This window comes from Aquincola tertiaricarbonis, assembly GCF_000969605.1.
Lineage (GTDB): Bacteria > Pseudomonadota > Gammaproteobacteria > Burkholderiales > Burkholderiaceae_C > Aquincola > Aquincola tertiaricarbonis.
In genome coordinates, this window is record NZ_JZUE01000009.1 from 53,217 (window position 1) to 76,736 (window position 23,520).

Below are 23,520 nucleotides of genomic sequence, written 5' to 3' on the forward strand. Positions count from 1 at the left end.
ATCAGGCCGGCTTGCGGGCCATCTGGATCAGCGCATCGCTCACCGCCAGCGCACGCTCGGGCGAGCCCGCCAGCGACGGCGCGGTGAACCACCGGCCGGCCACGCCGATGGCCGGCACGCCGTCGATCTTGTACGCCTCGGACAGCGCCTTGCCCTGGCGCACCTTGGTGGCCACGCCGAACGACTTGTAGGCCTCGGTGAACTTGGCCGCATCCACGCCGTTCTGGGTCATGAAGTCGACGATGTCGGCTTCCTTGTCCAGCCGCTTGCGCTGCACATGCAGGGCCGCGAACACCTTGCGGTGCAGCGCCTCCACCTGGCCGAGAGACTCGAGCGCGTAGAAGATCTTGGCATGCGTCTCGTGCATGGCCGAGAAGCTCACCGGCACGCGCCGGAAGTTGACGTCGGCGGGCAGCTTCTTGGCCCAGGCGTCCAGCGAGGGCTCGAAGGCATTGCAGTGCGGGCAGCCGTACCAGAAGAACTCCACCACATCCACCTTGCCGCCGCTGGCCACCGGGGCGGCGGTCTGCAGCTTGACGTAGTCCTTGCCCTCGACGAGCGGGGCGCCCTGGGCGTGGGCGGCCTGGCCGACCAGGCCGAATCCCAGGGCGAGGCCCGTGCCGGCGGCGCGGGCGGTGAAGTCACGACGGTTCATGCAATTCCTCTTGGTGTCTGTGTGCTGGCAGGAACGCAGGTGGACTGCTGCGCGCCGCCTTTGGTTCGCCAGGCGGGCGAATCAGCGTTCCACCCGCACCAGTGCCGCCTCGGTGCCGGTGCCTTGCAGGCGCTGCTGGGCCGCCTCGGCGTCTTCTTTCTGTTCGAACGGGCCCAGGCGCACCCGGTACACGGTACGGCCCGATTGCTCCCGCTCGGTGACACGGGCCGCCAGGCCCTGCATCGCCAACCTGGCGCGCTGCTGTTCCGCATCCTCGGGCTTGGCGAACGCGCCCGCCTGCACGAAGTAGGTGAACGCATCGGTGCCCGTTCTGGTGGACCGCGGCGCCGAAGATGCACCGCCGGATTGGCCGGACAGGATGGCCGCCGGGTCGCGGGTGGAGCCGGTCGGCGGCGCGGCAGGCGCCGGCTGCTCGGTGGGCGGCACGGCCGGTGTGGGCGCCGGTACCGCCGGCTGCGACGGATAGGCCGGCTGCTGCACCGTGCCGGAGGCGCTGCGCGGCGGCTTGCCCGCCAGCGGCGCGTTGGGGTCCCAGTTCTTGTTCTTCTCGGCTTCGGCGGCGTCCTGGTCGGCGGAGCGCTGCGGCACCTTGTTGACGAAGGGCACCGGCACCTTGGTGACGTACAGGGCCACGCCCAGCGCCAGCGCCAGGCCGACCAGCAGGCCGACGATGAGGCCCATCACGAAGCCTCCACGTTGCGACTTCATGCGGGTTCCTTCTGGGCTTCTTCGGCCCGGTTCATGCTCTCGGGGGCGCTCACGCCCAGCAGCGACAGGGCATTGCGCAGCACCTGCCGGGTGGCAGCCAGCAGCGCCAGGCGGGCGCGGGCCAGCTCGGCATCGTCGACCAGAAAACGCTCGGCCGCGTAATAGCTGTGGAAGGCCGAGGCCACGTCGCGCAGGTAGAAGGCCACGTCGTGCGGGGCCAGGCTGGCCGCGGCGCGGGTGAGCATGGCCGGGTAGTCGGCCAGCTTCAGCATCAGCGACAGCTCGGTGGGCGCCACCAGGCGGGACAGGTCGGCCTGCGCCAGCTCGGCCGCGCTGGCCTTGGCCAGCACCGAGCAGATCCGCGCATGGGCGTACTGCACGTAGAACACCGGGTTCTCGTCGTTCTGCTTCAGCGCCAGGTCGATGTCGAAGGTGAATTCGGTGTCGGCCTTGCGGCTGATGAGGAAGAAGCGCACCGCGTCGCGGCTGGTCCAGTCGATCAGGTCGCGCAGCGTCACGTAGCTGCCGGCGCGCTTGCTGATCTTCACCTCGTTGCCGTCGCGCACCACCCGCACCATCGTGTTCAGCACGTAGTCGGGGTAGCCCTGCGGGATGCCGACGTTGGCCGCCTGCAGGCCGGCGCGCACCCGGGCGATGGTGCCGTGGTGGTCGGTGCCCTGGCAGTTGATCACCTTGGCGTAGCCGCGCTCCCACTTGGCGATGTGGTACGCCACGTCGGGCAGGAAGTAGGTGAAGCTGCCGTCGGACTTGCGCATCACGCGGTCCTTGTCGTCACCGTAGTCGGTGGTGCGCAGCCACAGCGCGTTGTCGAGCTCGTAGGTCTTGCCGGCGGCCACCAGGCGGGCCACCGTCTGATCGACGCGGCCGGAGGTGTACAGGCTGCTTTCCAGGTAGTAGCTGTCGAACTTGACGCCGAAGGCCTGCAAGTCCAGGTCTTGTTCGTGCCGCAGGTAGGCCACCGCGAACTGGCGGATGCCGTCCAGGTCGTCGGGGTCGCCGCTGGCGGTGAACTCCCGGTCGTCGGCCCGCACCGTCTTCCTGGCCATGAAATCGGCGGCGATGTCGGCGATGTAGTCGCCGTTGTAGGCCGATTCGGGCCAGCCGGCGTCGCCGGGCTTCAGGCCCTGGATGCGCGCCTGGGTGGAGGCGGCCAGGGTGGCGATCTGCACGCCGGCGTCGTTGTAATAGAACTCGCGGGTGACGGCGAAGCCCTGCGTCTCGAACAGGTGGCTCAGGCTGTCGCCCAGCGCGCCCTGGCGGGCATGGCCCACGTGCAGCGGGCCGGTGGGGTTGGCCGAGACGAACTCCACCATCAGCTTGGTGCCGTTGGCGGGCTGGCGGCCGAACTGCTCGGCGCCTTCCAGCACCTCGCGCACCACAGCCTGCTTGGCGGCTTCCTTCAGGCGCAGGTTGATGAAGCCGGGGCCGGCGATTTCCAGCGCCGACACCCAGCGCTCCACCGCGGGCTGGCGCTTGAGCGCCTCCACCAGGGCTTGTGCCAGTTCACGCGGGTTCTTCTTCAAGGCCTTGGCGAGCTGCATCGCCACGGTGACGGCGAAGTCTCCGTGGGCGGCCTGCTTGGGCGATTCGAATTCGAGGCTTTCGAGCGGGGGGACGGACGGGCCGGCTTCGGGCGCCAGTTCCGCGACTGCTGCGCGCAAGGCGGCGAGCAAGTCCTGCTTGGCTTGGATCATGGCGGCGATTCTAAGTTGGGGGGTGGCGCACCCGCCTCAAGCCGGCGGGGCGGGCGGCCGAAGATACGGGGCCATGTCCGCTGCCGAACGAACGACCCTGATGCCCGTCGCGCCGGCCGCCGCTGCCGAGCCGCACCTGCCCGCGGCCATCGGCAAGTACCGCGTCAGCCGGCGGCTGGGCGAGGGCGCCACCAGCGAGGTGTTCCTGGCGCGGGATGAATTCCACCAGCGCGACGTGGCGTTGAAGCGGGTGAGCCTGCCGGCGCACGACGGCGGCACCGAACCCCGCTACTTCGAAAAATTCTTCGCCGCCGAAGCCGCACTTGTCGGGCGCCTGCAACACCCGAACGTCGTGCAGATCTACGACGCGGTGGAAGACCCGGTCGCGCCCTACCTGGTGATGGAGTACGTGCCCGGCCACACCCTGCGGCGCTTCTGCCGCGCCGACCAGCTGCTGTCGCTGGAGCAGATCGTGGAGATCGGCTTCAAGTGCGCGATGGCGTTGGGCTACGTGTACCGCCAGGGCCTGATCCACCGTGACGTGAAGCCCGCCAACCTGCTGGCGGTGGTGGAGGGCGACCAGGTCATCGACGTCAAGGTGACGGACTTCGGCAGCGTGCTCAACCTGCGCTCGGACCGCACGCAGATCTTCCGCGTGGGCTCGCTGGCCTACATGTCGCCCGAGCAACTGGACGGCAGCACGCTGGACTGCCGGGCCGACATCTATTCGCTGGCGGCGGTGCTGTACCACCTGGTCACCGGCCGGCCGCCGTTCGACGCCGATACCCAGCCGGCGATCATGAACCAGATCTACCACCAGGACCCGCCGCCGCTGATGGCGCTGCGCGACGGCGTGCCGCCCTCGCTGGACTGCCTGGTGCGCGGTGCGCTGGCCAAGCAGCGGGACGACCGGCCCGCCGACTGGGATGCCTTCGCGCAGGCGCTGTCCGCGCTGGTGGCCAACCGCGAGGTGCCGCGCGGCAAGCTGCAGGGCGTGCTGGACTCGGAGCGCTTCACCATGCTGCGCAGCCTGGAGTTCTTCGCCGGCTTTGGCGACGTGGAGCTGTGGGAGGTGGTGCACCGCGCGCGCTGGCAGCGCTTCAAGTACGGCCATGCCCTGTACAAGCGCGGGCAGGAAGGCAACACCTTCCACATCGTCGCCCAGGGCGGGGTGGACGTGTACCGCGACGGCGCCCGGGTGGCCGAGCTGGGCGCGGGCACCTCGGTGGGCGAGATGGCCTACCTGGCGCCCAACCCGGAGCTGCGCCGCCACAGCGCCGACGTGCTGGTGACCACTTCCACCACCACCGTGTCCTTCACGCCCGAGACGCTGGAGCAGCTGTCGGTGGGCACCCGCCACCTGTTCGACAAGGCCTTCATCCGCGTGCTGGTGCGCCGGCTGCATGCCGCGCACGAACAGCTGGCGCACCCGCGCCGCATCCTGTAGCCGCCAGCCGGCTGGGTGCACCGCCGGGCAGCCTGTCGCGTTGAGCCCTTGCCGGCGGGGGCGTGGAGCGCTCCAATCGCGCCGCAACCATCACCCCAAGCGAGGAGAGTCCATGAAGCAGCTGTTGTCCGCCGCCGCCCTGTGCCTGGCCGCCGCCCTGTCCGTGCAGCCGGCCCTGGCTGCCGACGAAGCTAAGGCGCCCACCGCCCAGCAGTCGAAGATGAAGACCTGCAATGCCGACGCCAAGGACATGAAGGGCGACGAGCGCAAGGCCTTCATGAAGCAATGCCTGTCGGCCAAGCCGGAGCCCACCACGCAGCAGTCAAAGATGAAGACCTGCAACGTGGACGCCAAGGACATGAAGGGCGACGAGCGCAAGGCGTTCATGAAGAGCTGCCTGTCGGCCAAGAACCCGGCCTGAATGGAGCCCCCAAGCTCACTGCGCTCGCTGCCCCCCAGGGGGGCGCCCCGGTCCCTTGGGGCGGCCCGGCGGGACCGGGGGTGGCGCCATGGCGTCGGGCTCAGCGTGCACCCGACCAGTAACGGGGATCGGCATACGTCTGCTTGACGAAGTCGATCCACAGCCGCACCCGCAGCGGCAGGTGCTTGGCATGCGGGAACACCGCGAAGATCCCGTTGGGCGGGGCGATGTAGTCGTCCAGCACCGTCTGCAGCTCGCCGCGGGCGATTTCCGCCTCCACCTCCCAGGTGCTGCGCCAGGCAATGCCCAGCCCGGCCAGGCACCAGTCGTGCAGCACCTGGCCGTCGGTGCAGTCCAGCCGGCCGGTGGGCCGCAGGTGGTGGGTGCGGCCCTCCATCGCGAACGCCCAGCCGCGGGACTGGCTGGCGTCGGAACTCAGCGTCAGGCATTCGTGGCGCGACAGGTCGGACGGCTGCTTCGGCACGCCCGCCCGCTTGAGGTAGGCCGGCGTCGCCACGCACAGCCGGCGGTTGTCTGCCAGCCGCACGCTGACCAGGCTGCTGTCGGGCAGGTCGCCCACGCGGATGGCGCAGTCGAAGCCCTCGTGCACGATGTCCACCACCCGGTCGGCCAGGTTCAATGACACATGCACGTCGGGGTGGGCGGCCAGGAAGCGCGGCACCAGCGGCGCCACATGGCGCCGGCCGAAGCCGGCCGGCGCGGTGATGCGCAGCAGGCCGCTGGCCTTGGCGCCGCCGGCGCTGACGCCGGATTCGGCATTCGCCAGGTCGGCCAGCAGGCGTTGGCAATCCTCCAGGAAGGCGCTGCCTTCGTGCGTGAGAGTGACACGCCGCGTGGTGCGCACCAGCAGCTTCACGCCCAGCCGGGCTTCCAGCGCGTCGATGCGCCGGCCCACCACGGCCGGTGCCACGCCTTCGGCTTGTGCCGCGGCGGTCAGGCTGCCCTTGGTGGCCACCGCGACGAAGGATTCAATCTGTTTCAGCCGGTCCATCGCCGGAAAATACCTGTTGCCGGCGCATGAATCAACCCGGTGCCGGCACCGATACCTGGTGCTGGGCGCATGAATCCAGCGCTCCGATTCATGCGCTGCGGGTAAAGATGCTGCGTGGGCGGCACCACCAATCCGGGCGCCTGGCTGTCATAGAGTGCGCAGCATTGCCGAATCTCCGTGAGGACCGCACCATGACCGACCGCACCGAACAACGCACCGCCGCCCACCGCCTGCAGGTCTCGACCGACCTGTTCCGCTTCATCGAAGACAAGGTGCTGCCGGGCACCGGCGTGGACAGCGCCGCCTTCTGGCAGGGTTTCGATGCCATCGTGCACGACCTGGCGCCGAAGAATGCCGCCCTGCTGGCCGAGCGCGACCGCCTGCAGGTGGAGCTGGACAAGTGGCATGCGGCCAACCCCGGCCCCATCGCCGACATGCCGGCCTACCGCAGCTTCCTCGAGTCGATCGGCTACCTGCAGCCGCAGCCGGCCGACGTGCAGACCACCACCTCCAACGTCGACGCCGAGCTGGCGGTGCAGGCCGGCCCGCAGCTGGTGGTGCCGATCCTGAACGCCCGCTATGCGCTGAACGCGGCCAATGCCCGCTGGGGCTCGCTGTACGACGCCCTGTACGGCACCGACGCCATTCCCGAGACCGACGGCGCGGAGAAGGGCAGCGGCTACAACCCCGCCCGCGGCGCCAAGGTCATCGCCTTCGCACGCAAGTTCCTCGACGAATCGGCGCCGCTGGCCAGCGGCTCGCATGCCGACGCCACCGCCTACAAGGTGGAAGGTGGCCAGCTGGTGGTGCAGCTGAAGACCGGCGCCAGCGGCCTGGCGAACCCGGCGCAGTTCGTCGGCTACCAGGGCGACGCGGCGTCGCCCAGCTCGGTGCTGCTGGTGCACAACGGCCTGCACATCGACATCCAGATCGACCGCAGCACCGCCATCGGCCAGACCGACGCGGCCGGCGTGAGCGACCTGGTGCTGGAAGCCGCACTGTCCACCATCCTCGACCTGGAAGACTCCGTGGCCGTGGTGGACGCTGCCGACAAGGTGGTGGCCTACGGCAACTGGCTCGGCATCCAGCAGGGCACGCTGACCGAGGAAGTGGCCAAGGGCGGCAAGACCTTCACCCGCCGGCTGAACCCCGACCGCGAATACACCGGTGCGAATGGCGGCACCGTGACGCTGCACGGCCGCTCGCTGATGTTCGTGCGCAACGTGGGCCATCTGATGACCAACCCGGCGATCCTCTGGGACGGCGGCAAGGAGATCCCTGAAGGGATCATGGACGCGGTGGTCACCACCACCATCGCGCTGCACGACCTGAAGCGCCGCGGCGAGACCGGCGGCGTGCGCAACTCGCGTGCCGGCTCGGTGTACATCGTCAAGCCGAAGATGCACGGCCCGGCCGAAGTGGCCTTTGCCGCCGAGCTGTTCGACCGTGTGGAGAAGCTGCTGGGCCTGCCGGCCAACACCGTCAAGCTGGGCATCATGGACGAGGAGCGCCGCACCTCCATCAACCTGAAGGCCTGCATCGCCGCGGCCTCGGCCCGGGTGGCGTTCATCAACACCGGCTTCCTCGACCGCACCGGCGACGAGATGCACAGCTGCATGCGCGGCGGCGCGGTGCTGCGCAAGGGCGACATGAAGAGCAGTGCCTGGATCCAGGCCTACGAGCGCAACAACGTGCTAGTGGGCCTGGGCTGCGGCCTGCGGGGCCGTGCGCAGATCGGCAAGGGCATGTGGGCCATGCCCGACCTGATGGCGGCGATGCTGGAGCAGAAGATCGCCCACCCCAAGGCCGGTGCCAACACCGCCTGGGTGCCTTCGCCCACCGCGGCCACGCTGCATGCGCTGCACTACCACCAGGTCAACGTGGCCGAGGTGCAGAAGACGCTGGAGCAGACCGATGCCGACGCCGAGCGCGACACGCTGCTGAACGGGCTGCTGCAGGCGCCCATCGCCGCCGAGCGCAGCTGGTCGGCCGCCGACATCCAGCAGGAGCTGGACAACAACGCGCAGGGCATCCTCGGCTACGTGGTGCGCTGGATCGACCAGGGCGTGGGCTGCTCCAAGGTGCCCGACATCCACGACGTGGGCCTGATGGAAGACCGCGCCACGCTGCGCATCTCCAGCCAGCACATGGCCAACTGGCTGCTGCACGGCGTGGTGACCGAGGCGCAGGTGCACGAGACCTTCCAGCGCATGGCCGCCGTGGTGGACGGCCAGAACGCAGCCGACCCGCTGTACCGGCCGATGGCGGGGCACTTCGACACCTCCTACGCTTACCGCGCCGCGCTGGACCTGGTGCTCAAGGGCCTGGAACAGCCCAGCGGCTACACCGAGCCGCTGCTGCACGCCTGGCGCCTGAAGGTGAAGGCGGCCGCCTAAGCCAGCCGGAACACGGCCGCCGCCTCCACCAGTCGCACCGCCTGCTGCTGCAGGCTCTCGGCGGCGGCGGCGCTCTGTTCCAACAGCGCGGCGTTCTGCTGCGTGGCGGTGTCGAGCTGGCTGATGGCCACGCCCACCTGGCCGATGCCGGCGTTCTGCTCCGCGGTGGCAGCCGTGATCTTGCCGATCAGGTCGCCCACGCGTTTGACCTGCGCCACGATGTCGGACATCGTGCTGCCCGCCGTGCCCACCAGCGCCGAGCCGGCTTCCACCTTGCTCACGCTGTCGCCGATCAGCGACTTGATCTCGCGCGCGGCCTGCGCGCTGCGCTGCGCCAGGCTGCGCACCTCGCCCGCCACCACCGCGAAGCCGCGGCCCTGGTCGCCGGCACGTGCGGCCTCCACGGCCGCGTTCAGCGCCAGGATGTTGGTCTGGAAGGCGATGCCGTCGATGGCGCCGATGATGTCGGCGATGCGCCGCGCGCTGTGGCTGATCGCCTCCATCGTGCGCACCACGTCGCCCACCACCTCGCCGCCGCGGCCGGCCACCGCCGAGGCAGCGCTGGCGAGCTGGTTCACCTGCTGCGCGGTGTCGGCGTTGTGGCGCACCGTGGCCTGGAGCTGTTCCATCGACGCCGCGGTCTGCTGCAGGCTGCTGGCCTGGCGCTCGGTGCGCTCGCTCAAGTCGGCATTGCCCGCCGCGATCTCGCCGGCGGCCAGCCGCACCGAAGCCGAGGCCTGCTGCACCGCCGACAGCGAGGCCGACAGCCGCTGGCGCACCGCTTCCAGGTCGCGCATCAGCCGGCCCACCTCGTCGCTGCCCTGCGCCTGCAGCGGCACCGACATGTCGCCAGCCGCCATGGCCGCCACCTGGGCCGACAGCCGACGCATGCGCCTCAGCAGGCCGCGTGCACTCAGCACCGCCAGCGTGCTGCCGGCCGCGATTGCCAGCAGCGTGCACACGCCGATGGCCGCGCGCGCCCGGGCGGCGCTGGCGGCCGCCTGTTCGGCATCGGCATTGGCGGCGGCCAGCTTGGCCTGGCTGTCGGCGCGGGTCGCGGCCAGCAGGTCGTCGTAGGTCTTCTGGGCGGTGGACAGGAAAGTGGAGGCGATCGCCGGGCCGGCCGACTTCATGTCCAGCGTGTCGCGCACCGCCTTGTCGTACTGGGCCACCGACGCGGCCAGTCGCTGCAGCGCGGCCTGCTCATCGGCCGGCAGCGTCAGCGCCGCGCGGTCAGCCAGCCGTTTTTTCAGCGCGGCCAGCTCGGCCTGCAGCGCGGTGTCGATCTGGCCGACTTCCTGCGCGTTGTAACCCATCGCCTCGTAGCCGAGCGAGCGGTTGATCAGGCCGTTCAGGTCGCGCAACTGCGACTCCACCCCGGCCATGAATCCGTAGCTGGCCAGCCGGTCGTTGACCAGCACATGCAGCGCCTGCTGCTGTTTGGTGAAGCCCCACAGCGCGCCGCCGGCCGACAGCAGCATCAGCAGCAGGCAGGCCGCCGGCGCCAGCGCCAGCTTGGCCAGCAGCGACAGGTGGTCCAACCGCCTCATGGCTTGAACACGACCGAGCCGACGTACGCGTCCTGACCCGGCACGCGCTTGACCAGCATGGTCGCGTCGCCGATCTGGCGCGTGGCCGGGTTGCCCCAGCGCATCGCAATCTGGCCATCGCCGCCGGACTTGGTTGCCGCAATGGCTTCCTGCACGAAGTGCTTGCCCGCCGCATCCTTGGCTTCCAGCATGTTCTTGCCCGGAATCTTGTCGTTGGCCGAATGCGCCAGCATCGTGCCGTCGAAGCGCGCCATCACCACGTACAGGCTGCCCTTGTTCCACTTGCCGCCAGCGTTGATCGACTTGACGGTGGCGTCCATGCCGGCGGACTTCACCTCGGCCACGGCGGCCTCGAGCAGGGCCTTGGCGTCGGCCTGCGTATCGGCATTCGCGCTCCACGCGCAAAGGCCGAGCGCCGCGGCGGCGGCGGTTTGCTTCCACTTCTTCATGGGATCTCCGTCGATTTGAAAATAGTGACCGGCAGAACCAACCGACAGGGTGATTGATCTGCTCTGTTTTGATATCGGCGAAGCCGGCCGGTGCTGAAGGAGCGGCGGCCGGCTGCCTACAATCGCGCGACGTTTTCAGCCGATTTACCACCGCCATGACCGCCGCCCCCGCGTTGCTTCCCTCCTCCTGCGACGTCCTGGTGGTGGGTGCCGGCCCCGCCGGCAGCGCCTGCGCCCAGTGGCTGGCGCGCGAGGGCGTCGACGTGGTGCTGGTGGACCAGCACAACTTCCCGCGCGACAAGGTGTGCGGCGACGGCCTGATCCCCGATGCGCATGCCGCGCTCAAGCGCCTGGGCGTGTATGCCGAGGTGCAGGCCGCGGCGCAGCGCGTGAGCCATGTGGCCTGCATCGGCCCGCGCGGCGGGCGCATCGACGTGCCGGGCTCGCTGTCGGTGATGCCGCGACGCGAACTGGACGACATCCTCTGCCGCGCCGCGGTGAACGCCGGTGCCCGGCTGTTCACCCCGGTGCGCTTCGAGGCGCCGCTGCGCGAGGGTGGCCAGGTGGTGGGGGCCCGGCTGAAGCAGGGCGACACCGCGGTGGAGGTGCGCGCCCGCTGGCTGGTGCTGGCCACCGGCGCGGTGCCCAAGGCGCTGCTGGCCGCCGAGGTGTGCGAGCGCCAGCAGCCCAGCGGCGTGGCCTTGCGCGGCTATGTGAAGAACGACGCCATGGTCGGCCGCATCACCGCGATGGAGGTGGTGTGGCACCAGAAGCTGCGGCCGGGCTACGGCTGGATCTTTCCGTGCCGCGATGGCGTGTTCAACATCGGCGTGGGCCTGGCCCACAGCCACAACAAGATGAAGGACGGCCGCCGCAGCATGCAGGACGTGAACCTGCGCGAGGTGTTCGCCGCCTTCACCGAGTGCTACGCCCCGGCCAAGGCCCTGATGGCCGGCGGTACGCTGCAGGGCGAGCTGAAGGGCGCGCCCCTGCGCTGTTCATTGGAGGGCGCCAGATACTCCGAGCCCGGGCTGCTGGTCACCGGCGAGGCCGCAGGCAGCACCTATGCCTTCACCGGCGAGGGCATCGGCAAGGCGATGGAAACCGGGCTGCTGGCCGCCGAGGCGCTGGTGGTCGGGCGCCGCCGCCAGCTGGACGACGGCGCGGTGCGGGCCGACTATGAATCCCGCCTGCGGGCGCTGAAGCCGCGCTTCGACCTCTACGAACGCGCCAACCGCGTCAACGAACATCCCTGGCTGGCCGACCTGCTGATCTGGCGCGCCAAGCGCAGCCCGGGCATCGTGCGCCGCATGAGCGGCGTGCTCGACGAGACGCACAACCCCGGCAACCTCGTCACCCTGCGTGGGCTGACGAAGCTGTTCCTGCCGATCCGCTGAGCTGCTGCGCCTGCGGCGGCTGCTGCAGCGCCTGTTCCGGCGCGGTGTCCACCGCGGCCGGCGCTTCGTCCACCGCGGGCGCCGTGCTGGCCACCACCGGGTCCACCGTCACGGGCGTGGGCTCGGGCGTGGCATTGGTGGCCTCCCGCGTGGCGCTCACCAGGCGGTGCACGAAGTGCAGCTTGGCGATGGCCGGGCGCGACAGCACGAAGGGGTACTGGTCCTGCTGGCCCATGGCGCGCGCCAGCTCGTTCAGCGCCGCCGCCAGTTCCACCCAGGTGTTGATGAACTGCAGGAAGCGCTCGGCGTCGGGCGAATCGGCGATGTCCAGGTCGGCCAGGGTGAAGGGCTCGATCTCCAGCTCGATGTTCTCGCCGTTGATGCCCAGGCCGCGCGCGGTGAGCATGGTGTCCACCATGTGCAGGTAGTGGGCCCAGGTCTCGGCCCAGTCCTCCCACGGATGCATGCTGGCGTAGGCACTGACGCACCGCTGCGGCCAGTCGGGGTCGGGGCCGTTCTGGTAGTGGCGGTTCAGCGCTTCCTGGTAGTCGGCCCGCTCGTCGCCGAAGCGCAGGCGGAAGGGCTCCAGCCATTCGGTGTCGCGCACCAGGCGGTCCCAGTAGTAGTGGCCCACCTCATGGCGGAAGTGGCCGAGCATCGTGCGGTAGGGCTCGTGCATCGACTGCCGCACCTGCTCGCGGCGGGCGTCGTCGGCCTCCTCGGCATTCAGCGTGATCAGGCCTTCGTCGTGGCCGGTCATCACCGGCGGCGAGCCGGCCGAGGAGCGCAGCAGGTCGAACATGAAGCCCTGCGGGTCTTCCGACACGCGGGACTTCACCGGCAGGCCCAGGCGCAGCAGCTGCGCCACCAGCCGGCGCTTGGCGATCTCGATGCGCCGCCACAGCGCCTGGTTCTCGGGATCGGACAGGTCGGGGATGGTGCGGTTGAGCCGGCAGGCGATGCACAGCGTGGCCGGCTCGTCGGCCGACAACAGCCAGTTGCAGCCCGCCACGGTGTCGAAGTTGGTGCAGCGCTTGTACTGCACGCCCGCCTGGCCGAAGCCTTCTGCCGCCTGCCACAGCGGCGCGGCGGCGTCGGTGGGCGCGGGCATCAGCGGCAGCAGCGGCAGCACCATCGCCCGTACCGGGTCGTAGCCCAGGGCGGTGCCGCAGGCCACGCACTGGCTGTTGCGGAAGAACACGGCGCGTCCGCACTGGCAGCGGTAGCTGCTGGGGATGGGGGTTTCGGGCGTGTTGGCGGGCGCGACGCGCCAGCCGGCGGACAGGTCGTTGAGGAAGGACGGCATGGTTTTTCTCCTTGCGCATCTTCGGCGGCGGTCGCGGCGCTGGCCAGTGGCGGCAGCCGCAAGCGGTCGTCAGGCTATGCTTACATGGACATGTGCCAACTGCTGGGCATGAACGCCCATTCCCCGACCGACGTGATGTTCAGCTTCACCGGTCTCGCCACCCGCGCCGACGAACACAAGGACGGCTTCGGCATTGCGTTCTTCGAGGATCGCGGCGTGCGCCTGTTCGTCGATCACCACAGCGCGCGGCAGTCGCCGGTGGCCGAGCTGGTGAAGAACTACTCCATCAAGAGCCGCAACGTCATCGCCCACATCCGCAAGGCGACGCAAGGCCGGGTGGCGCTGGAGAACACGCATCCCTTCATGCGCGAGCTGTGGGGTCGCTACTGGGTGTTCGCCCACAACGGCGACCTCAAGGGCTTCAACCCGCGCCTGCATGCCGCCTTCCGGCCGGTGGGCGACACCGACAGCGAGCGCGCCTTCTGCTGGCTGATGCAGGAGCTGGCCAAGGCGCACGCCAGCGTGCCCACCGTGGCCGAGCTGACGCACACGCTGCGCGAGCTGCTGCCGGTGCTGGCCGCGCATGGCACCTTCAATTGCCTGCTGAGCAACGGCCAGGCGCTGTGGGCGCACTGCAGCACCCACCTGCACTGGCTGCAGCGCCGCCCGCCCTTCGGCGCGGCCCGGCTGGCCGACGAGGACCTGAGCGTGGACTTCGCGCCCCTGACCGGCCCCGACGACCGGGTGACGCTCATCGCCACCCAGCCGCTCACGCGCGACGAGCCGTGGACCGCCTTCGCGCCCGGCGAGCTGCGCGTGTTCATGGGCGGCGAACCCTGCCAAGCCGGCTGATGACCGGGCAGGCGGTGGCTGTTCCCCACGCCGCTTCGTTGCGGCGGCTGGTGACCACCGCGCTGCTGGCCTACCTGGCCTTCGTGATCTACGGCAGCCTGGTGCCGCTGCGCCTGCAGCCGCTGCCGCTGGACGAGGCGATGGCCCGCTTCGCCAGCACGCCGATGCTGAACCTGGGCCTGGCCTCGCGGGCCGACCTGGTGGCCAACCTGCTGCTCTTCGTGCCGTTGGCCTTCCTGCTGCGCGAGCGGCTGGTGGGCGCGCGGCGCGGCGCACTGGCGATGCTGGGCAGCCTGCTCATCTGGCTGGGCTGTGCCGCGCTGGCGGTGGGCATCGAGTTCACGCAGGTGTTCTTTCCGGCGCGCACCGTGTCGCTGAACGACATCACCGCCGAGGCGGCCGGCGCCGCCGGCGGCCTGATGGTGCATGCGCTGTACGGCACCCGGCTGCGCCACTGGGCGCTGGGCTGGTGGCAAGCCGAGGGTGCGCGCCCGCTGGCCGGCCGCATCCTGCGCGGCTACCTGGTGCTGATGGTGCTGTTCGCGGTGATGCCGCTGGACCTCACCGTCAGCCCGGTGGAGCTGTATCACAAGTACCAGGAAGGGCGCATCGACCTGCTGCCCTTCACCGACCTGGCGGCCGACCCGGCACAGGCGCTGTACGACATGGCGGTGGACGTGCTGCTGTGGGCGCCGGTGGGCCTGCTGTGGCGCCTGGCGGGCCGCAGCACCGGCCAGGCCGTGCTGCGCGGCGTGATGGTGGCGATGGTGCTGGAGCTGCTGCAGCTGTTCGTCTTCTCCCGCGTGACCAGCACCACCGACGTGATCACCGGCGGCCTGGGCTGCGGCCTGGGTGCGATGCTGGCCGGGCGGCCCGGCGCCGGGCCGCGCCGGGCCTGGCCGCTGTGGCTGCTGCTGTGGGTCGCGGGCGCGCTGGCGGTGTTCTGGTATCCGTTCGACTTCGGCCTGGCAGGCACCAGCCTGGCAGCGCGCTGGAACGAGGCGCTGCGCGTGCCCTTCGCCACCTACTACGCCGGCAGCGAGTTCCAGGCCCTGAACGAGCTGCTGCGCAAGTCGCTGGTGTTCCTGCCCGGCGGCCTGCTGTGGGCAGGCTGGGCCGCGCAGCAGGCCGGCGCCTCGCCGGCACGCCGGCAGGCCTGGCACCGCATCGGGGCGCTGCTGGCGGTGCTGCTGGCGCTGGTGGTGGAGGGCGGGCAGCTGGCGCTGCCGGGCAAGGTGGCCGACTTCACCGACGCGCTGCTGGAAGCGGCCGGCGCCTGGGTGGGCATCTTCCTCGGCGCGCGGCTGGGGGCCGCCGCCGCCGTGCTGCCGTCCGCGCGACCCGCCGCGGCGGTCTTTCCGCCCGCCACGCCGACTGCCAGCATGGCCGCACCGGCCGTGCCGGGCCGGGCGCCGGCCGGCCTGTGGCTGGACGCCGCCATCACCGTCGGCCTGGCGCTCCTGCTGTGGCGTGGCGCCCGGCTACCTGGCGTGCCCTACAACGTGGTGGAACTGCTGCCCGGGAGCATCGACGGCCTGTTCACCGCGCTGGGCGTGGCCGTGGCGCTGGCGCTGCTGCTGGCCGCGCCGCTGTGGCTGCATGACCGCCTGCTCGGCCTGCGCCGCCGCAGCGGCTGGCTGCTGGCCGCGGTGGTGGCCGGCGCCCTGCTGGCCGGGCTGCTGCTCGTCACCGTCACGCCCGAGGAAAGCCTGTGGGACGTGGTCGGCGCCCCGGTGCTGGGCTGGCCCGGCGAGCTGGAGGCCTGGGGTCGCTACGCCGCCCTGCATGCCGCCGCCACGCTGGCCGCGCTGGGCGCGGTGTGGGGCGTGCGCTGGCTGGGCACTGCGCAGTCGCACGGCATGCTCACCCGCTGGCTGCTGCTCACGCTGGCCTGCGCGCTGCCGCTGCACGCGGTGGTGGTGCACTGGGCCGCCACCGACAACCTCACCGAGCTGATGCGCGATGGCGGCGGCCCGCTGGCCAGCGGTCTGCTGTTCATCGGGCTGGCGGGCCTGTTCGCCGCGGCTTCCGCGGTGGCCGCCGTGCTGGCCGGGGCGCGCCGCCGTGGTCTGCTGCTGGGCCTGGCCGCCCTGGCCTGGCCGCTGGCCACGCTGGCACTGTGGCAGGGCACCGAGCCGATGCTGCTCAAGTACGGCCGGGCTTTTTCCGCCGCGCAGTTCCTGCTGTCCTCCGACCGCGAGCACTACGCCGGCGGCGCTGCGCTGCTCCAGCGCTGGGTGGCCGCCTGCGGCGCGCTGTTCCTGCTGACGGCGCTGCTGCAATGGCCGGGCTGGCGCCGCGTGGCGGCCTTGCGCGCACCTGCCGTGGCCTGGCCGGCGCGGCCCTCCACTCGCCGGGTGAGGACGGCCTGAACCCGGCACGCTCCACTGCAGCCATCGCGCTGCTTCCACGAAGTACACCACCATGACCGATGACGTGGCAGGCCTGCCTGCACTCCCCGAACCCGCCTTCGACCGCTTCTACCGGCACGATGCGCTCACCGACCTGCTGTGGGCCTATGCCGCCGCGCGGCCGAACCTGGTGCAGCTGCGCTCGATCGGCCGCAGCTACGAGGGCCGCGACATCTGGCTGGTGGTGCTGACGAACACCGCCACCGGCGACGACACCGACAAGCCGGCCTTCTGGATCGACGGCAACATCCACGCCGCCGAGCTGACCGCCAGCACCGCCTGCCTGTACTACCTGCACCAGCTGCTCGGCCGCCACGGCCACGACCGCGAGGTGACGCAGCTGCTGGACACCCGCTGCATCTACCTCTGCCCGCGCCTGAACCCCGACGGCGCCGAGCTGGCGCTGGCCGACCGGCCGCGGCACATCCGCTCCTCCGTGCGCCGCTACCCCTACGACGAGGAGCCGGTGGAGGGCCTGACGATGGAGGACGTGGACGGCGACGGCCGCATCCTCAGCATGCGCATCGCCGATCCAAACGGCCCGTGGAAGCGCCATCCCGACGAGCCGCGGCTGCTGGTGGCACGCGATCCCGGCGAGTTCGGCGGCGAGTACTTCCGTCTGCTGCCCGAAGGCACGCTGAAGAACTACGACGGCCTGCTGGCCAGCCTGAACCGCGACCCGGAAGGCCTGGACCTCAACCGCAACTTCCCCAGCGGCTGGCGGCAGGAGTTCGAGCAGAGCGGCGCCGGCCCCTATCCCACCAGCGAGCCCGAGGTGCGCGCAATGGTGGACTTCATCGTCGCCCACCCGAACATCGGCGGCGGCATCAGCTACCACACGCACAGCGGCGTGATCCTGCGGCCGCTGGGCAGCGGCAGCGACGACGACATGATTCCTGAGGACCTGTGGCTGTACCGCAAGCTCTCCGGCATCGGCGAGAAGCTCACCGGCTACCCCTGCGTCAGCATCCACCACGAGTTCAAGTACCACCCGAAGGAGCACATCAGCGGCACGCAGGACTGGCTGTACGAGCACCTGGGCGCGCTGTTCTGGACGGTGGAGCTGTGGGCGCCCAACCGGGAGGCCGGCATCACCGGCTACAAGTGGATCGACTGGTACCGCGAGCACCCGGCCGAGGACGACCTCAAGCTGCTGAAGTGGAGCGACGAGCAGTGCGGGGGCCTGGCCTTCGTCGACTGGCAGCCGTTCCAGCATCCGCAGCTGGGCGCGGTGGAGATCGGCGGCTGGGACCGCATGAACTTCTGGCGCAACCCGCCGCCGCACCTGCGCGAGCGCGAGGTGGCCCGCTTCCCGGCCTGGATGACGCAGCTGGCGCTGAGCCTGCCCAAGCTGGAGATGCTGCGCACCGAAGTGCGTGCGCTGGGCCCCGACACATGGCGGATCCGCTTCGCCGTGACCAACGCCGGCTGGCTGCCCAGCTACGTGAGCCGGCGCGCGCTGCAGCGCAAGACGGTGCGCGGCGTGGTGTTCGAGATCCACCTGCCCGAAGGCGCGGAGGTGTCGCTGGTCAGCGGCAAGCAGCGCTTCGAGGGTCCGCAGCTCGAGGGCCATGCGCCCAAGGTGTCGCAGCAGGCCTTCCTGCCCAACCGGGAGCTGACCGCCGACCGCGCCGTGGCCGAGTGGGTGGTGCGTGCGCCGGTGGGCACGCGGCTGGCGTTGACCGCACGTGCGGACCGTGCCGGCACGGTCCGCACCGAGGTGTCGCTGGACTGAGCGGCGTCCCTGCCGCTCAGATCGCCGCGGCGGGATCGATCGGCGCGTTGTGGTCGTTGAAGCGCGTGACCCGGCGCGGCCGCAGGTGGGCCGGGCTGCCGGGCTTGAGCTGCAGCTTGTCGCGCAGCACGTGCCAGGCCTCGCGCGGCAGTTCCACGTCCACGTAGCTGCCGTCGTCGGCGCGCTTGAATTCCACGCGCGTCAGCGGCCCCACCGTCAGCGCCTGCGAGAGCGTCACCGCCCAGGTGCTGTCGTCGGCCCGGTCGACGATGTCCAGCTCGTGCGGGCGCACGTAGCTCACTGCGCCCTCCGCCCCGCCGGGTGCATGGCCCAGGCGGCCGTGGAACAGGTTCACGTCGCCCAGGAACTGCAGCACGAAGGGCGTGGCCGGATGGTCGTAGACCTGGTCGGGCGTGCCCTCCTGCTCGATGCGGCCCTGGTTCATCACCACGATGCGGTCGGCCACCTCCATGGCCTCGTCCTGGTCGTGGGTGACGAACACGCTGGTCACGTGCATCTCGTCGTGCAGCCGGCGCAGCCAGCGGCGCAGCTCCTTGCGTACCTTGGCATCCAGCGCCCCGAAGGGCTCGTCCAGCAGCAGCACCTGCGGCTCCACCGCCAGCGCACGCGCCAGCGCGATGCGCTGCCGCTGCCCGCCCGAGAGCTGGTGCGGATAGCGGTCGGCGATCCAGTCGAGCTGCACCAGCTTCAGCAGCGCCGTCACCTTGCTGCGGATCTCGGCTTCGCTCGGCCGCGTGGCCTTGGGCCGCACCCGCAGCCCGAAGGCCACGTTCTCGAAGATCGACATGTGCGCGAACAGCGCATAGTGCTGGAACACGAAGCCGACGTTGCGGTCGCGCACGTCGTCGAAGGTGGCATCCTTGCCGCCGAACAGCACGGTGCCGCTGTCGGGCTTCTCCAGCCCCGCGATGATGCGCAGCAGGGAGGTCTTGCCCGATCCGGAAGGGCCCAGCAGCGCCACCAGCTCGCCCGACGGGATGTCGAGGTTGAGGTTGTCGCAGACGACCGTCTTGCCGAAGGCCTTGTTCAGGCTCCTGATTTCGATGCTCATGCTTCGTTTCCTGCGAGCGCTTTTTCAGCCCGCACCTTGCGCTCGACCAGCAGCTTCAGCACCAGCGTGACCAGCGCCAGGCCGGCCAGCAGCGAGGCCACCGCGAACGCGGCCGCAAACTGGTATTCGTTGTAGAGGATCTCGATGTGCAGCGGCATGGTGTTGGTCTGGCCCCGGATGTGGCCCGACACCACCGACACCGCGCCGAACTCGCCCATCGCCCGTGCGTTGCACAGGATCACGCCGTACAGCAGTGCCCACTTCACGTTGGGCAGGGTCACCCGCCAGAAGATCTGCCAGCCGTTGGCGCCCAGCACCCGCGCGGCTTCCTCCTGCTCGGTGCCCTGCGCCTGCATCAGCGGGATGAGCTCGCGTGCCACGAACGGGAAGGTGACGAACACCGTGGCCAGCACGATGCCGGGCAGCGCGAACACGATCTTGATGTCGTGCTCGCGCAGCGCCTCGCCAAACCAGCCCTGCAGGCCGAACACCAGCATGTAGATCAGGCCCACGATCACCGGGCTGACGGAGAACGGCAGGTCGATCAGCGTCAGCAGCACGTTCTTGCCGCGGAAGTCGAACTTGGCGATGCACCAGGCCGCGGCCAGGCCGAACACCAGGTTCAGCGGCACCGACACCGCCGCGGCGATCAACGTGAGCTTGATGGCCGACAGCGCATCGGCCTCGGTGAGCGCGGCCAGGTACACGTCCACGCCCTTCTTCAGCGCCTCGAAGAACACCGCCACCAGCGGCACGAAGAGGAAGAAGGCCAGGAAGGCCAGCGCGATGCCGATCAGCGTGCGCCGCACCCAGGCGGGCTCGGCGGTGGCGGCCAGCGCGCTGCGCGGCGCGCGCGAGGACACCGCGCCCGCGGGCGCCAGCGAAGTGGTGGATGCAGTCATCTAGTTGCCCCCCTGGCGGCGGCGCGCCCAGGCCTGCAGCAGGTTGATCAGCAGCAGCATCACGAAGGACGCCACCAGCAGCACCACCGCGATGGCGGTGGCGCCGGCGTAGTCGTACTGCTCCAGCTTCGTGATGATGAGCAGCGGCGTGATCTCCGAGATCATCGGCATGTTGCCGGCGATGAAGATCACCGAGCCGTATTCACCCAGCGCCCGCGCGAAGGCCAGCGCAAAGCCGGTGAGCAGCGCCGGCATCAGGATGGGGAAGATCACGCGACGGAAGGTCTGCGCGCGGCTGGCGCCCAGCGTGGCGGCGGCTTCCTCCACCTCCTTGTGCAGGTCTTCCAGCACCGGCTGCAGCGTGCGCACCACGAAGGGCAGGCCGATGAACACCAGCGCCACGAACACGCCCAGCGGCGTGAACGACACCTTGATGCCCAGCGGCGCCAGGTACTGGCCGATCCAGCCGTTGGTGGCGTAGATGGCGGTGAGCGCGATGCCGGCCACTGCGGTGGGCAGTGCGAAGGGCAGGTCGACCAGCGCGTCGATGATGCGCTTGCCCGGGAACTCATACCGCACCAGCACCCAGGCGATGACCAGGCCGAAGAAGCCGTTGAGCAGCGCCGCCGCGAACGAGGCACCGAAGGTCAGCCGGTACGAGGCCACCACGCGCGGCGAGGCCACGGCCTCCCAGAAGGCCGGCCAGGTCAGCGTGAAGGTCTTGAGGAACGCGGCCGACAGCGGGATCAGGACGATCAGGCTCAGGTACAGCAGCGTGAAGCCCAGCGTGATGTCGAAGCCGGGCAGCACGCTGTGCCGCTTCAGCAGGGTGCGCGAGAAGATCACTTTTTCCGGCCTGCCGCCAGGACCTGGTCGTAGATGGCGCCGTCGTCGAAATGGTCCTTCTGCGCCTTGGTCCAGCCGCCGAAGTACTCGTCGATGGTGAAGGTGGTGACGGTCGGGAAGTCCTTGGCGTACTTGGCCAGCAGCGCGGGCGAGCGCGGGCGCAGCTGGTGCTTGGCCGCGATCTCCTGTGCCGTATCCGAGTACAGGAACTTCAGGTAGGCCTCGGCCTGCTTGCGCGTGCCCTTCTTGTCCACCACCTTGTCGATCACCGCCACCGGGTTCTCGGCCAGGATGGTGGACTTGGGGTACACCACGTCGAAGTTGTCGCCGAACTCGGCCTTGATGAGGTTGACCTCGCTCTCGAACGTGGCCAGCGCGTCGCCGATGTTGCGCTGCGCGAAGGTGGTGGTGGCCGCGCGGCCGCCGCCGTCAAACACCGGCACGTTGGCGAACATCTTCTGCACCAGCTCGCGCGCCTGCGTGGCGTTGCCGCCGGCCTTCAGCACCGAGCCCCAGGCCGCCACATAGGTATAGCGGCCGTTGCCGGTGACCTTGGGGTTGGGAATGACGACGCTGATGTCGGGCTTGGCCAGGTCGGCCCAGTCCTTGATGCCCTTGGGATTGCCCTTGCGCACCAGGATCACCGTGACCGAGGTGGTGGGCGCCGAGTTGTTGGGCAGGCGCTTGGCCCAGTCCTCGGGCAGCAGCTTGCCGCGCGTGGCCAGGATGTCGATGTCGCTCGACTGGTTCATCGTGATGACGTCGGCCTCCAGCCCTTCCAGCACCGAGCGCGCCTGCTTGCTGGAGCCGCCATGGCTCTGGTTGATCGTCACGTCCTCGCCGGCCTGCTGCTTCCATTGCTTCTGGAAGGCGGGATTCACTTCCTTGTACAGCTCGCGCGAGACGTCGTAGCTCACGTTCAAGAGCGTAGGGCCGGCGGCCAGGCTGAAGCCGGCGCTGCCGGCCAGGGCCAGCGCCAGCAGGCTGCGACGGAGCAAGGAAGGTGCGCGAAAAGACGTTGCGTTCATATCAAACCGTTCTTAAATGCGAGGAGCGAATGTAAGACCGGGTAAACCCCGTTCCAACCACTTATTTCGCTTTTGCTTATGCACAAAGCAAATGAGCCGCCTCGAAGGGCGGCTCGTTCCGGCAAGGAGCAGGCCGTTACTTGCGGGTGTAGACCTGGTCGAAGGTGCCGCCATCCGCGAAGTGCGTTTTCTGGGCATTGGCCCAGCCGCCGAACACCTCATCCACGGTGAAGAGCTTGATGGCCGGGAAGTTGGTAGCGTACTTGGCTGCCACCTTGGGGTCGATCGGGCGGTAGAAGTTCTTCGCCGCGATCTCCTGGCCTTCCGGCGTGTAGAGGTACTCCAGGTAGGCCTGCGCCACGGCGCGCGTGCCTTTCTTGTCCACCACCTTGTCCACCACCGCCACCGGCGGCTCGGCCAGGATGCTGGTGGGCGGGTACACGATGTCGAACTTGCCTTCGCCGAACTCCTTCAGCGACAGGTGCGCCTCGTTCTCCCAGGCCAGCAGCACGTCGCCCAGGCCCCGCTCGGCAAAGGTGACAGTGGAGCCGCGTGCGCCGGAATCCAGCACCGGCACGTTGGCCATCACCTTGGCGATGTATTCCTTGGCCTTGGCATCGTTGCCGCCGGGCTGCTTCAGCGCCCAGCCATAGGCGGCGAGGTAGCCCCAGCGTGCACCGCCCGAGGTCTTGGGATTGGCGGTGATCACGCCGACGCCGGGCTTGGCCAGGTCGCCCCAGTCCTTGATGCCCTTGGGGTTGCCCTTGCGTACCAGGAACACGTAGGTGGAGGTGTAGGGCGAGCTGTTGTGCGGCAGGCGCTTCTGCCAGTCGGCGGGCAGCAGCTTGGCCTTGGCGGCGATCTCGTCGATGTCGTAGGCCAGGGCCAGCGTCACCACGTCGGCGTCGATGCCGTCGATCACCGAGCGGGCCTGCTTGCCCGAGCCGCCGTGCGACTGCTTGACGGTGACGGTGTCGCCCGTCTTGGCCTTGTACGCCTTGGCGAAGGCGGCGTTGTATTCCACGTAGAGCTCGCGCGTCGGGTCGTACGAGACGTTCAACAGCGTGAAGTCCTTGGCCAGCGCGCCGAACGCGGCGCCCGCCAGCGCGGCGCCGACGAGCAGGGTCTTCTTGAGGTTCATGCGGTTCCCGGGGCGAGAGTGGTGACGTTGCCGCCACTGTAGGAACCGGATGTCCTGCAAGGAACGAATTGTTCGTTCGACCCTTATTCGGATTTCAAGTAAGGCCGCGCCCGAGCTGGCAGGCCGGCCAGTTGAGCGTCGATCACCGGCTGGAAGTCGCCCTGGCGCGCATTGGCCAGCAGCCGTTGCAGCGTCTGCAGGTGCGGCGTGACGGTGCCGTAGAACAGCACCTGGTCGCCACGGGCGATCAGCAGCGTGGGGAAGTTGTCCACGTCCAGCGGGCCCAGCACCTCGTCGTGGTCCTCGATGTCGATCCAGGCCCAGTCGGCGGCGCCACCGTCGGCCGCGCGCGCGGCCTCGAAGGCGGCTTCGTATTCGCGGCAGGTGCCGCACCAGGCCGCGCACAGGCAGGCCACCAGCAGGCGATCGGAACTTTGCATGCCGTGAGTGTGCCGC

General features: G+C 69.9%; 20 protein-coding genes. 7 read left to right on the forward strand and 13 right to left on the reverse strand.

Features of this window, described 5'->3' with window-relative positions; all coding sequences use genetic code 11:
* Window position 1: 1 nt before the first annotated feature.
* From VO99_RS12645 to argS, 3 genes are all read right to left on the reverse strand, one after another.
* Window positions 2-655: a thiol:disulfide interchange protein DsbA/DsbL gene (locus VO99_RS12645; RefSeq protein WP_046113241.1), complete on the reverse strand. Its 654-nt coding sequence runs from the start codon at window positions 653-655 to the stop codon at window positions 2-4.
* 81 nt (window positions 656-736) lie between these two features.
* Window positions 737-1,384 (reverse strand): SPOR domain-containing protein, encoded by a 648-nt coding sequence (locus VO99_RS12650; RefSeq protein WP_046113242.1) that lies wholly within the window; start codon window positions 1,382-1,384, stop codon window positions 737-739.
* Window positions 1,381-3,099, reverse strand: coding sequence for an arginine--tRNA ligase (gene argS / locus VO99_RS12655; protein WP_046113243.1), 1,719 nt, complete (start codon window positions 3,097-3,099; stop codon window positions 1,381-1,383). The genes VO99_RS12650 and argS overlap by 4 nt, the downstream gene beginning before the upstream one ends.
* A 100-nt stretch (window positions 3,100-3,199) precedes the next feature.
* Between argS and VO99_RS12660 the strand changes: the two genes are divergently transcribed.
* Together VO99_RS12660 and VO99_RS12665 are read left to right on the forward strand one after the other, a co-directional pair.
* Window positions 3,200-4,546 carry a serine/threonine-protein kinase gene (locus tag VO99_RS12660; RefSeq protein WP_046113244.1) on the forward strand — a complete coding sequence of 449 codons (1,347 nt, stop codon included), beginning with the start codon at window positions 3,200-3,202 and terminating at the stop codon, window positions 4,544-4,546.
* A 112-nt stretch (window positions 4,547-4,658) separates the two neighbouring features.
* Window positions 4,659-4,967, forward strand: coding sequence for a PsiF family protein (locus VO99_RS12665; protein WP_046113245.1), 309 nt, complete (start codon window positions 4,659-4,661; stop codon window positions 4,965-4,967).
* Window positions 4,968-5,067: 100 nt separating this feature from the next.
* Here VO99_RS12665 and VO99_RS12670 read toward each other — a convergent pair whose 3' ends face one another.
* Complete coding sequence (locus VO99_RS12670) at window positions 5,068-5,979, reverse strand: LysR family transcriptional regulator (protein WP_046113246.1); 912 nt, start codon at window positions 5,977-5,979, stop codon at window positions 5,068-5,070.
* A 191-nt stretch (window positions 5,980-6,170) separates the two neighbouring features.
* Between VO99_RS12670 and VO99_RS12675 the strand changes: the two genes are divergently transcribed.
* Complete coding sequence (locus VO99_RS12675) at window positions 6,171-8,375, forward strand: malate synthase G (protein WP_046113247.1); 2,205 nt, start codon at window positions 6,171-6,173, stop codon at window positions 8,373-8,375.
* Here VO99_RS12675 and VO99_RS28815 read toward each other — a convergent pair.
* Both VO99_RS28815 and VO99_RS12685 read right to left on the reverse strand, forming a co-directional pair.
* Window positions 8,372-9,925, reverse strand: a complete 1,554-nt coding sequence (locus VO99_RS28815; protein ID WP_083440553.1) for a methyl-accepting chemotaxis protein — start codon at window positions 9,923-9,925, stop codon at window positions 8,372-8,374. The two genes, VO99_RS12675 and VO99_RS28815, sit on opposite strands and share 4 nt — an antisense overlap.
* Complete coding sequence (locus VO99_RS12685; RefSeq protein WP_046113248.1) at window positions 9,922-10,374, reverse strand: cache domain-containing protein; 453 nt, start codon at window positions 10,372-10,374, stop codon at window positions 9,922-9,924. Before VO99_RS12685 ends, VO99_RS28815 begins: the two co-directional genes overlap by 4 nt.
* Before the next feature lie 155 nt (window positions 10,375-10,529).
* On the opposite strand from VO99_RS12685, the gene VO99_RS12690 reads away from it, so the two are divergent.
* Window positions 10,530-11,771, forward strand: a complete 1,242-nt coding sequence (locus VO99_RS12690) for an NAD(P)/FAD-dependent oxidoreductase (protein ID WP_046113249.1) — start codon at window positions 10,530-10,532, stop codon at window positions 11,769-11,771.
* Here the strand turns inward: VO99_RS12690 and VO99_RS12695 are convergent.
* The gene (locus VO99_RS12695) at window positions 11,728-13,077 is read right to left on the reverse strand and encodes a zinc-binding metallopeptidase family protein (RefSeq protein WP_083440554.1); all 1,350 of its coding nucleotides are present in this window, start codon (window positions 13,075-13,077) and stop codon (window positions 11,728-11,730) included. The genes VO99_RS12690 and VO99_RS12695 overlap by 44 nt on opposite strands.
* A 90-nt stretch (window positions 13,078-13,167) precedes the next feature.
* On the opposite strand from VO99_RS12695, the gene VO99_RS12700 reads away from it, so the two are divergent.
* Genes VO99_RS12700 through VO99_RS12710 form a run of 3 tightly spaced genes read left to right on the forward strand, consistent with a single transcriptional unit; the run spans window position 13,168 to window position 18,075 of the window.
* Window positions 13,168-13,929 (forward strand): class II glutamine amidotransferase, encoded by a 762-nt coding sequence (locus tag VO99_RS12700; protein ID WP_046113392.1) that lies wholly within the window; start codon window positions 13,168-13,170, stop codon window positions 13,927-13,929.
* Window positions 13,930-13,943: 14 nt separating this feature from the next.
* Window positions 13,944-16,301 (forward strand): VanZ family protein, encoded by a 2,358-nt coding sequence (locus VO99_RS12705; RefSeq protein WP_198156933.1) that lies wholly within the window; start codon window positions 13,944-13,946, stop codon window positions 16,299-16,301.
* Window positions 16,302-16,353: 52 nt separating this feature from the next.
* Window positions 16,354-18,075, forward strand: a complete 1,722-nt coding sequence (locus tag VO99_RS12710; RefSeq protein WP_046113250.1) for a M14 family metallopeptidase — start codon at window positions 16,354-16,356, stop codon at window positions 18,073-18,075.
* A gap of 16 nt (window positions 18,076-18,091) precedes the next feature.
* Here VO99_RS12710 and VO99_RS12715 read toward each other — a convergent pair whose 3' ends face one another.
* The 6 genes from VO99_RS12715 to VO99_RS12740 all read right to left on the reverse strand — a co-directional run bounded on the left by VO99_RS12715 (window position 18,092) and on the right by VO99_RS12740 (window position 23,504).
* A complete protein-coding gene (locus tag VO99_RS12715; RefSeq protein ID WP_046113251.1) occupies window positions 18,092-19,147 on the reverse strand; it encodes a sulfate/molybdate ABC transporter ATP-binding protein in 1,056 nt (351 codons plus the stop codon).
* Window positions 19,144-20,049: a sulfate ABC transporter permease subunit CysW gene (gene cysW / locus VO99_RS12720; RefSeq protein ID WP_083440556.1), complete on the reverse strand. Its 906-nt coding sequence runs from the start codon at window positions 20,047-20,049 to the stop codon at window positions 19,144-19,146. Before cysW ends, VO99_RS12715 begins: the two co-directional genes overlap by 4 nt.
* Window positions 20,050-20,895: a sulfate ABC transporter permease subunit CysT gene (cysT, locus tag VO99_RS12725; protein WP_046113252.1), complete on the reverse strand. Its 846-nt coding sequence runs from the start codon at window positions 20,893-20,895 to the stop codon at window positions 20,050-20,052.
* A complete protein-coding gene (locus VO99_RS12730) occupies window positions 20,892-21,923 on the reverse strand; it encodes a sulfate ABC transporter substrate-binding protein (RefSeq protein WP_046113253.1) in 1,032 nt (343 codons plus the stop codon). The genes cysT and VO99_RS12730 overlap by 4 nt, the downstream gene beginning before the upstream one ends.
* 136 nt (window positions 21,924-22,059) lie before the next feature.
* Complete coding sequence (locus VO99_RS12735; protein WP_046113254.1) at window positions 22,060-23,064, reverse strand: sulfate ABC transporter substrate-binding protein; 1,005 nt, start codon at window positions 23,062-23,064, stop codon at window positions 22,060-22,062.
* A gap of 83 nt (window positions 23,065-23,147) precedes the next feature.
* Window positions 23,148-23,504 carry a thioredoxin domain-containing protein gene (locus VO99_RS12740; RefSeq protein WP_046113255.1) on the reverse strand — a complete coding sequence of 119 codons (357 nt, stop codon included), beginning with the start codon at window positions 23,502-23,504 and terminating at the stop codon, window positions 23,148-23,150.
* Between the last annotated feature and the right edge of the window lie 16 nt (window positions 23,505-23,520).

What these genes read in the sequence shown, in the direction of transcription:
- VO99_RS12685 (WP_046113248.1), bottom strand. Translation starts at nt 10,374, where the DNA reads ATGAAGAAGTGGAAGCAAACCGCCGCCGCCGCGGCGCTCGGCCTTTGC.
- VO99_RS12740 (WP_046113255.1), bottom strand. Translation starts at nt 23,504, where the DNA reads ATGCAAAGTTCCGATCGCCTGCTGGTGGCCTGCCTGTGCGCGGCCTGG.
- VO99_RS12730 (WP_046113253.1), bottom strand. Translation starts at nt 21,923, where the DNA reads ATGAACGCAACGTCTTTTCGCGCACCTTCCTTGCTCCGTCGCAGCCTG.
- VO99_RS12710 (WP_046113250.1), top strand. Translation starts at nt 16,354, where the DNA reads ATGACCGATGACGTGGCAGGCCTGCCTGCACTCCCCGAACCCGCCTTC.
- VO99_RS28815 (WP_083440553.1), bottom strand. Translation starts at nt 9,925, where the DNA reads ATGAGGCGGTTGGACCACCTGTCGCTGCTGGCCAAGCTGGCGCTGGCG.
- VO99_RS12670 (WP_046113246.1), bottom strand. Translation starts at nt 5,979, where the DNA reads ATGGACCGGCTGAAACAGATTGAATCCTTCGTCGCGGTGGCCACCAAG.
- VO99_RS12660 (WP_046113244.1), top strand. Translation starts at nt 3,200, where the DNA reads ATGCCCGTCGCGCCGGCCGCCGCTGCCGAGCCGCACCTGCCCGCGGCC.
- VO99_RS12675 (WP_046113247.1), top strand. Translation starts at nt 6,171, where the DNA reads ATGACCGACCGCACCGAACAACGCACCGCCGCCCACCGCCTGCAGGTC.
- VO99_RS12650 (WP_046113242.1), bottom strand. Translation starts at nt 1,384, where the DNA reads ATGAAGTCGCAACGTGGAGGCTTCGTGATGGGCCTCATCGTCGGCCTG.
- VO99_RS12645 (WP_046113241.1), bottom strand. Translation starts at nt 655, where the DNA reads ATGAACCGTCGTGACTTCACCGCCCGCGCCGCCGGCACGGGCCTCGCC.
- VO99_RS12690 (WP_046113249.1), top strand. Translation starts at nt 10,530, where the DNA reads ATGACCGCCGCCCCCGCGTTGCTTCCCTCCTCCTGCGACGTCCTGGTG.
- VO99_RS12665 (WP_046113245.1), top strand. Translation starts at nt 4,659, where the DNA reads ATGAAGCAGCTGTTGTCCGCCGCCGCCCTGTGCCTGGCCGCCGCCCTG.
- VO99_RS12735 (WP_046113254.1), bottom strand. Translation starts at nt 23,064, where the DNA reads ATGAACCTCAAGAAGACCCTGCTCGTCGGCGCCGCGCTGGCGGGCGCC.
- argS (WP_046113243.1), bottom strand. Translation starts at nt 3,099, where the DNA reads ATGATCCAAGCCAAGCAGGACTTGCTCGCCGCCTTGCGCGCAGCAGTC.
- cysW (WP_083440556.1), bottom strand. Translation starts at nt 20,049, where the DNA reads ATGACTGCATCCACCACTTCGCTGGCGCCCGCGGGCGCGGTGTCCTCG.
- VO99_RS12695 (WP_083440554.1), bottom strand. Translation starts at nt 13,077, where the DNA reads ATGCCGTCCTTCCTCAACGACCTGTCCGCCGGCTGGCGCGTCGCGCCC.
- VO99_RS12715 (WP_046113251.1), bottom strand. Translation starts at nt 19,147, where the DNA reads ATGAGCATCGAAATCAGGAGCCTGAACAAGGCCTTCGGCAAGACGGTC.
- VO99_RS12700 (WP_046113392.1), top strand. Translation starts at nt 13,168, where the DNA reads ATGTGCCAACTGCTGGGCATGAACGCCCATTCCCCGACCGACGTGATG.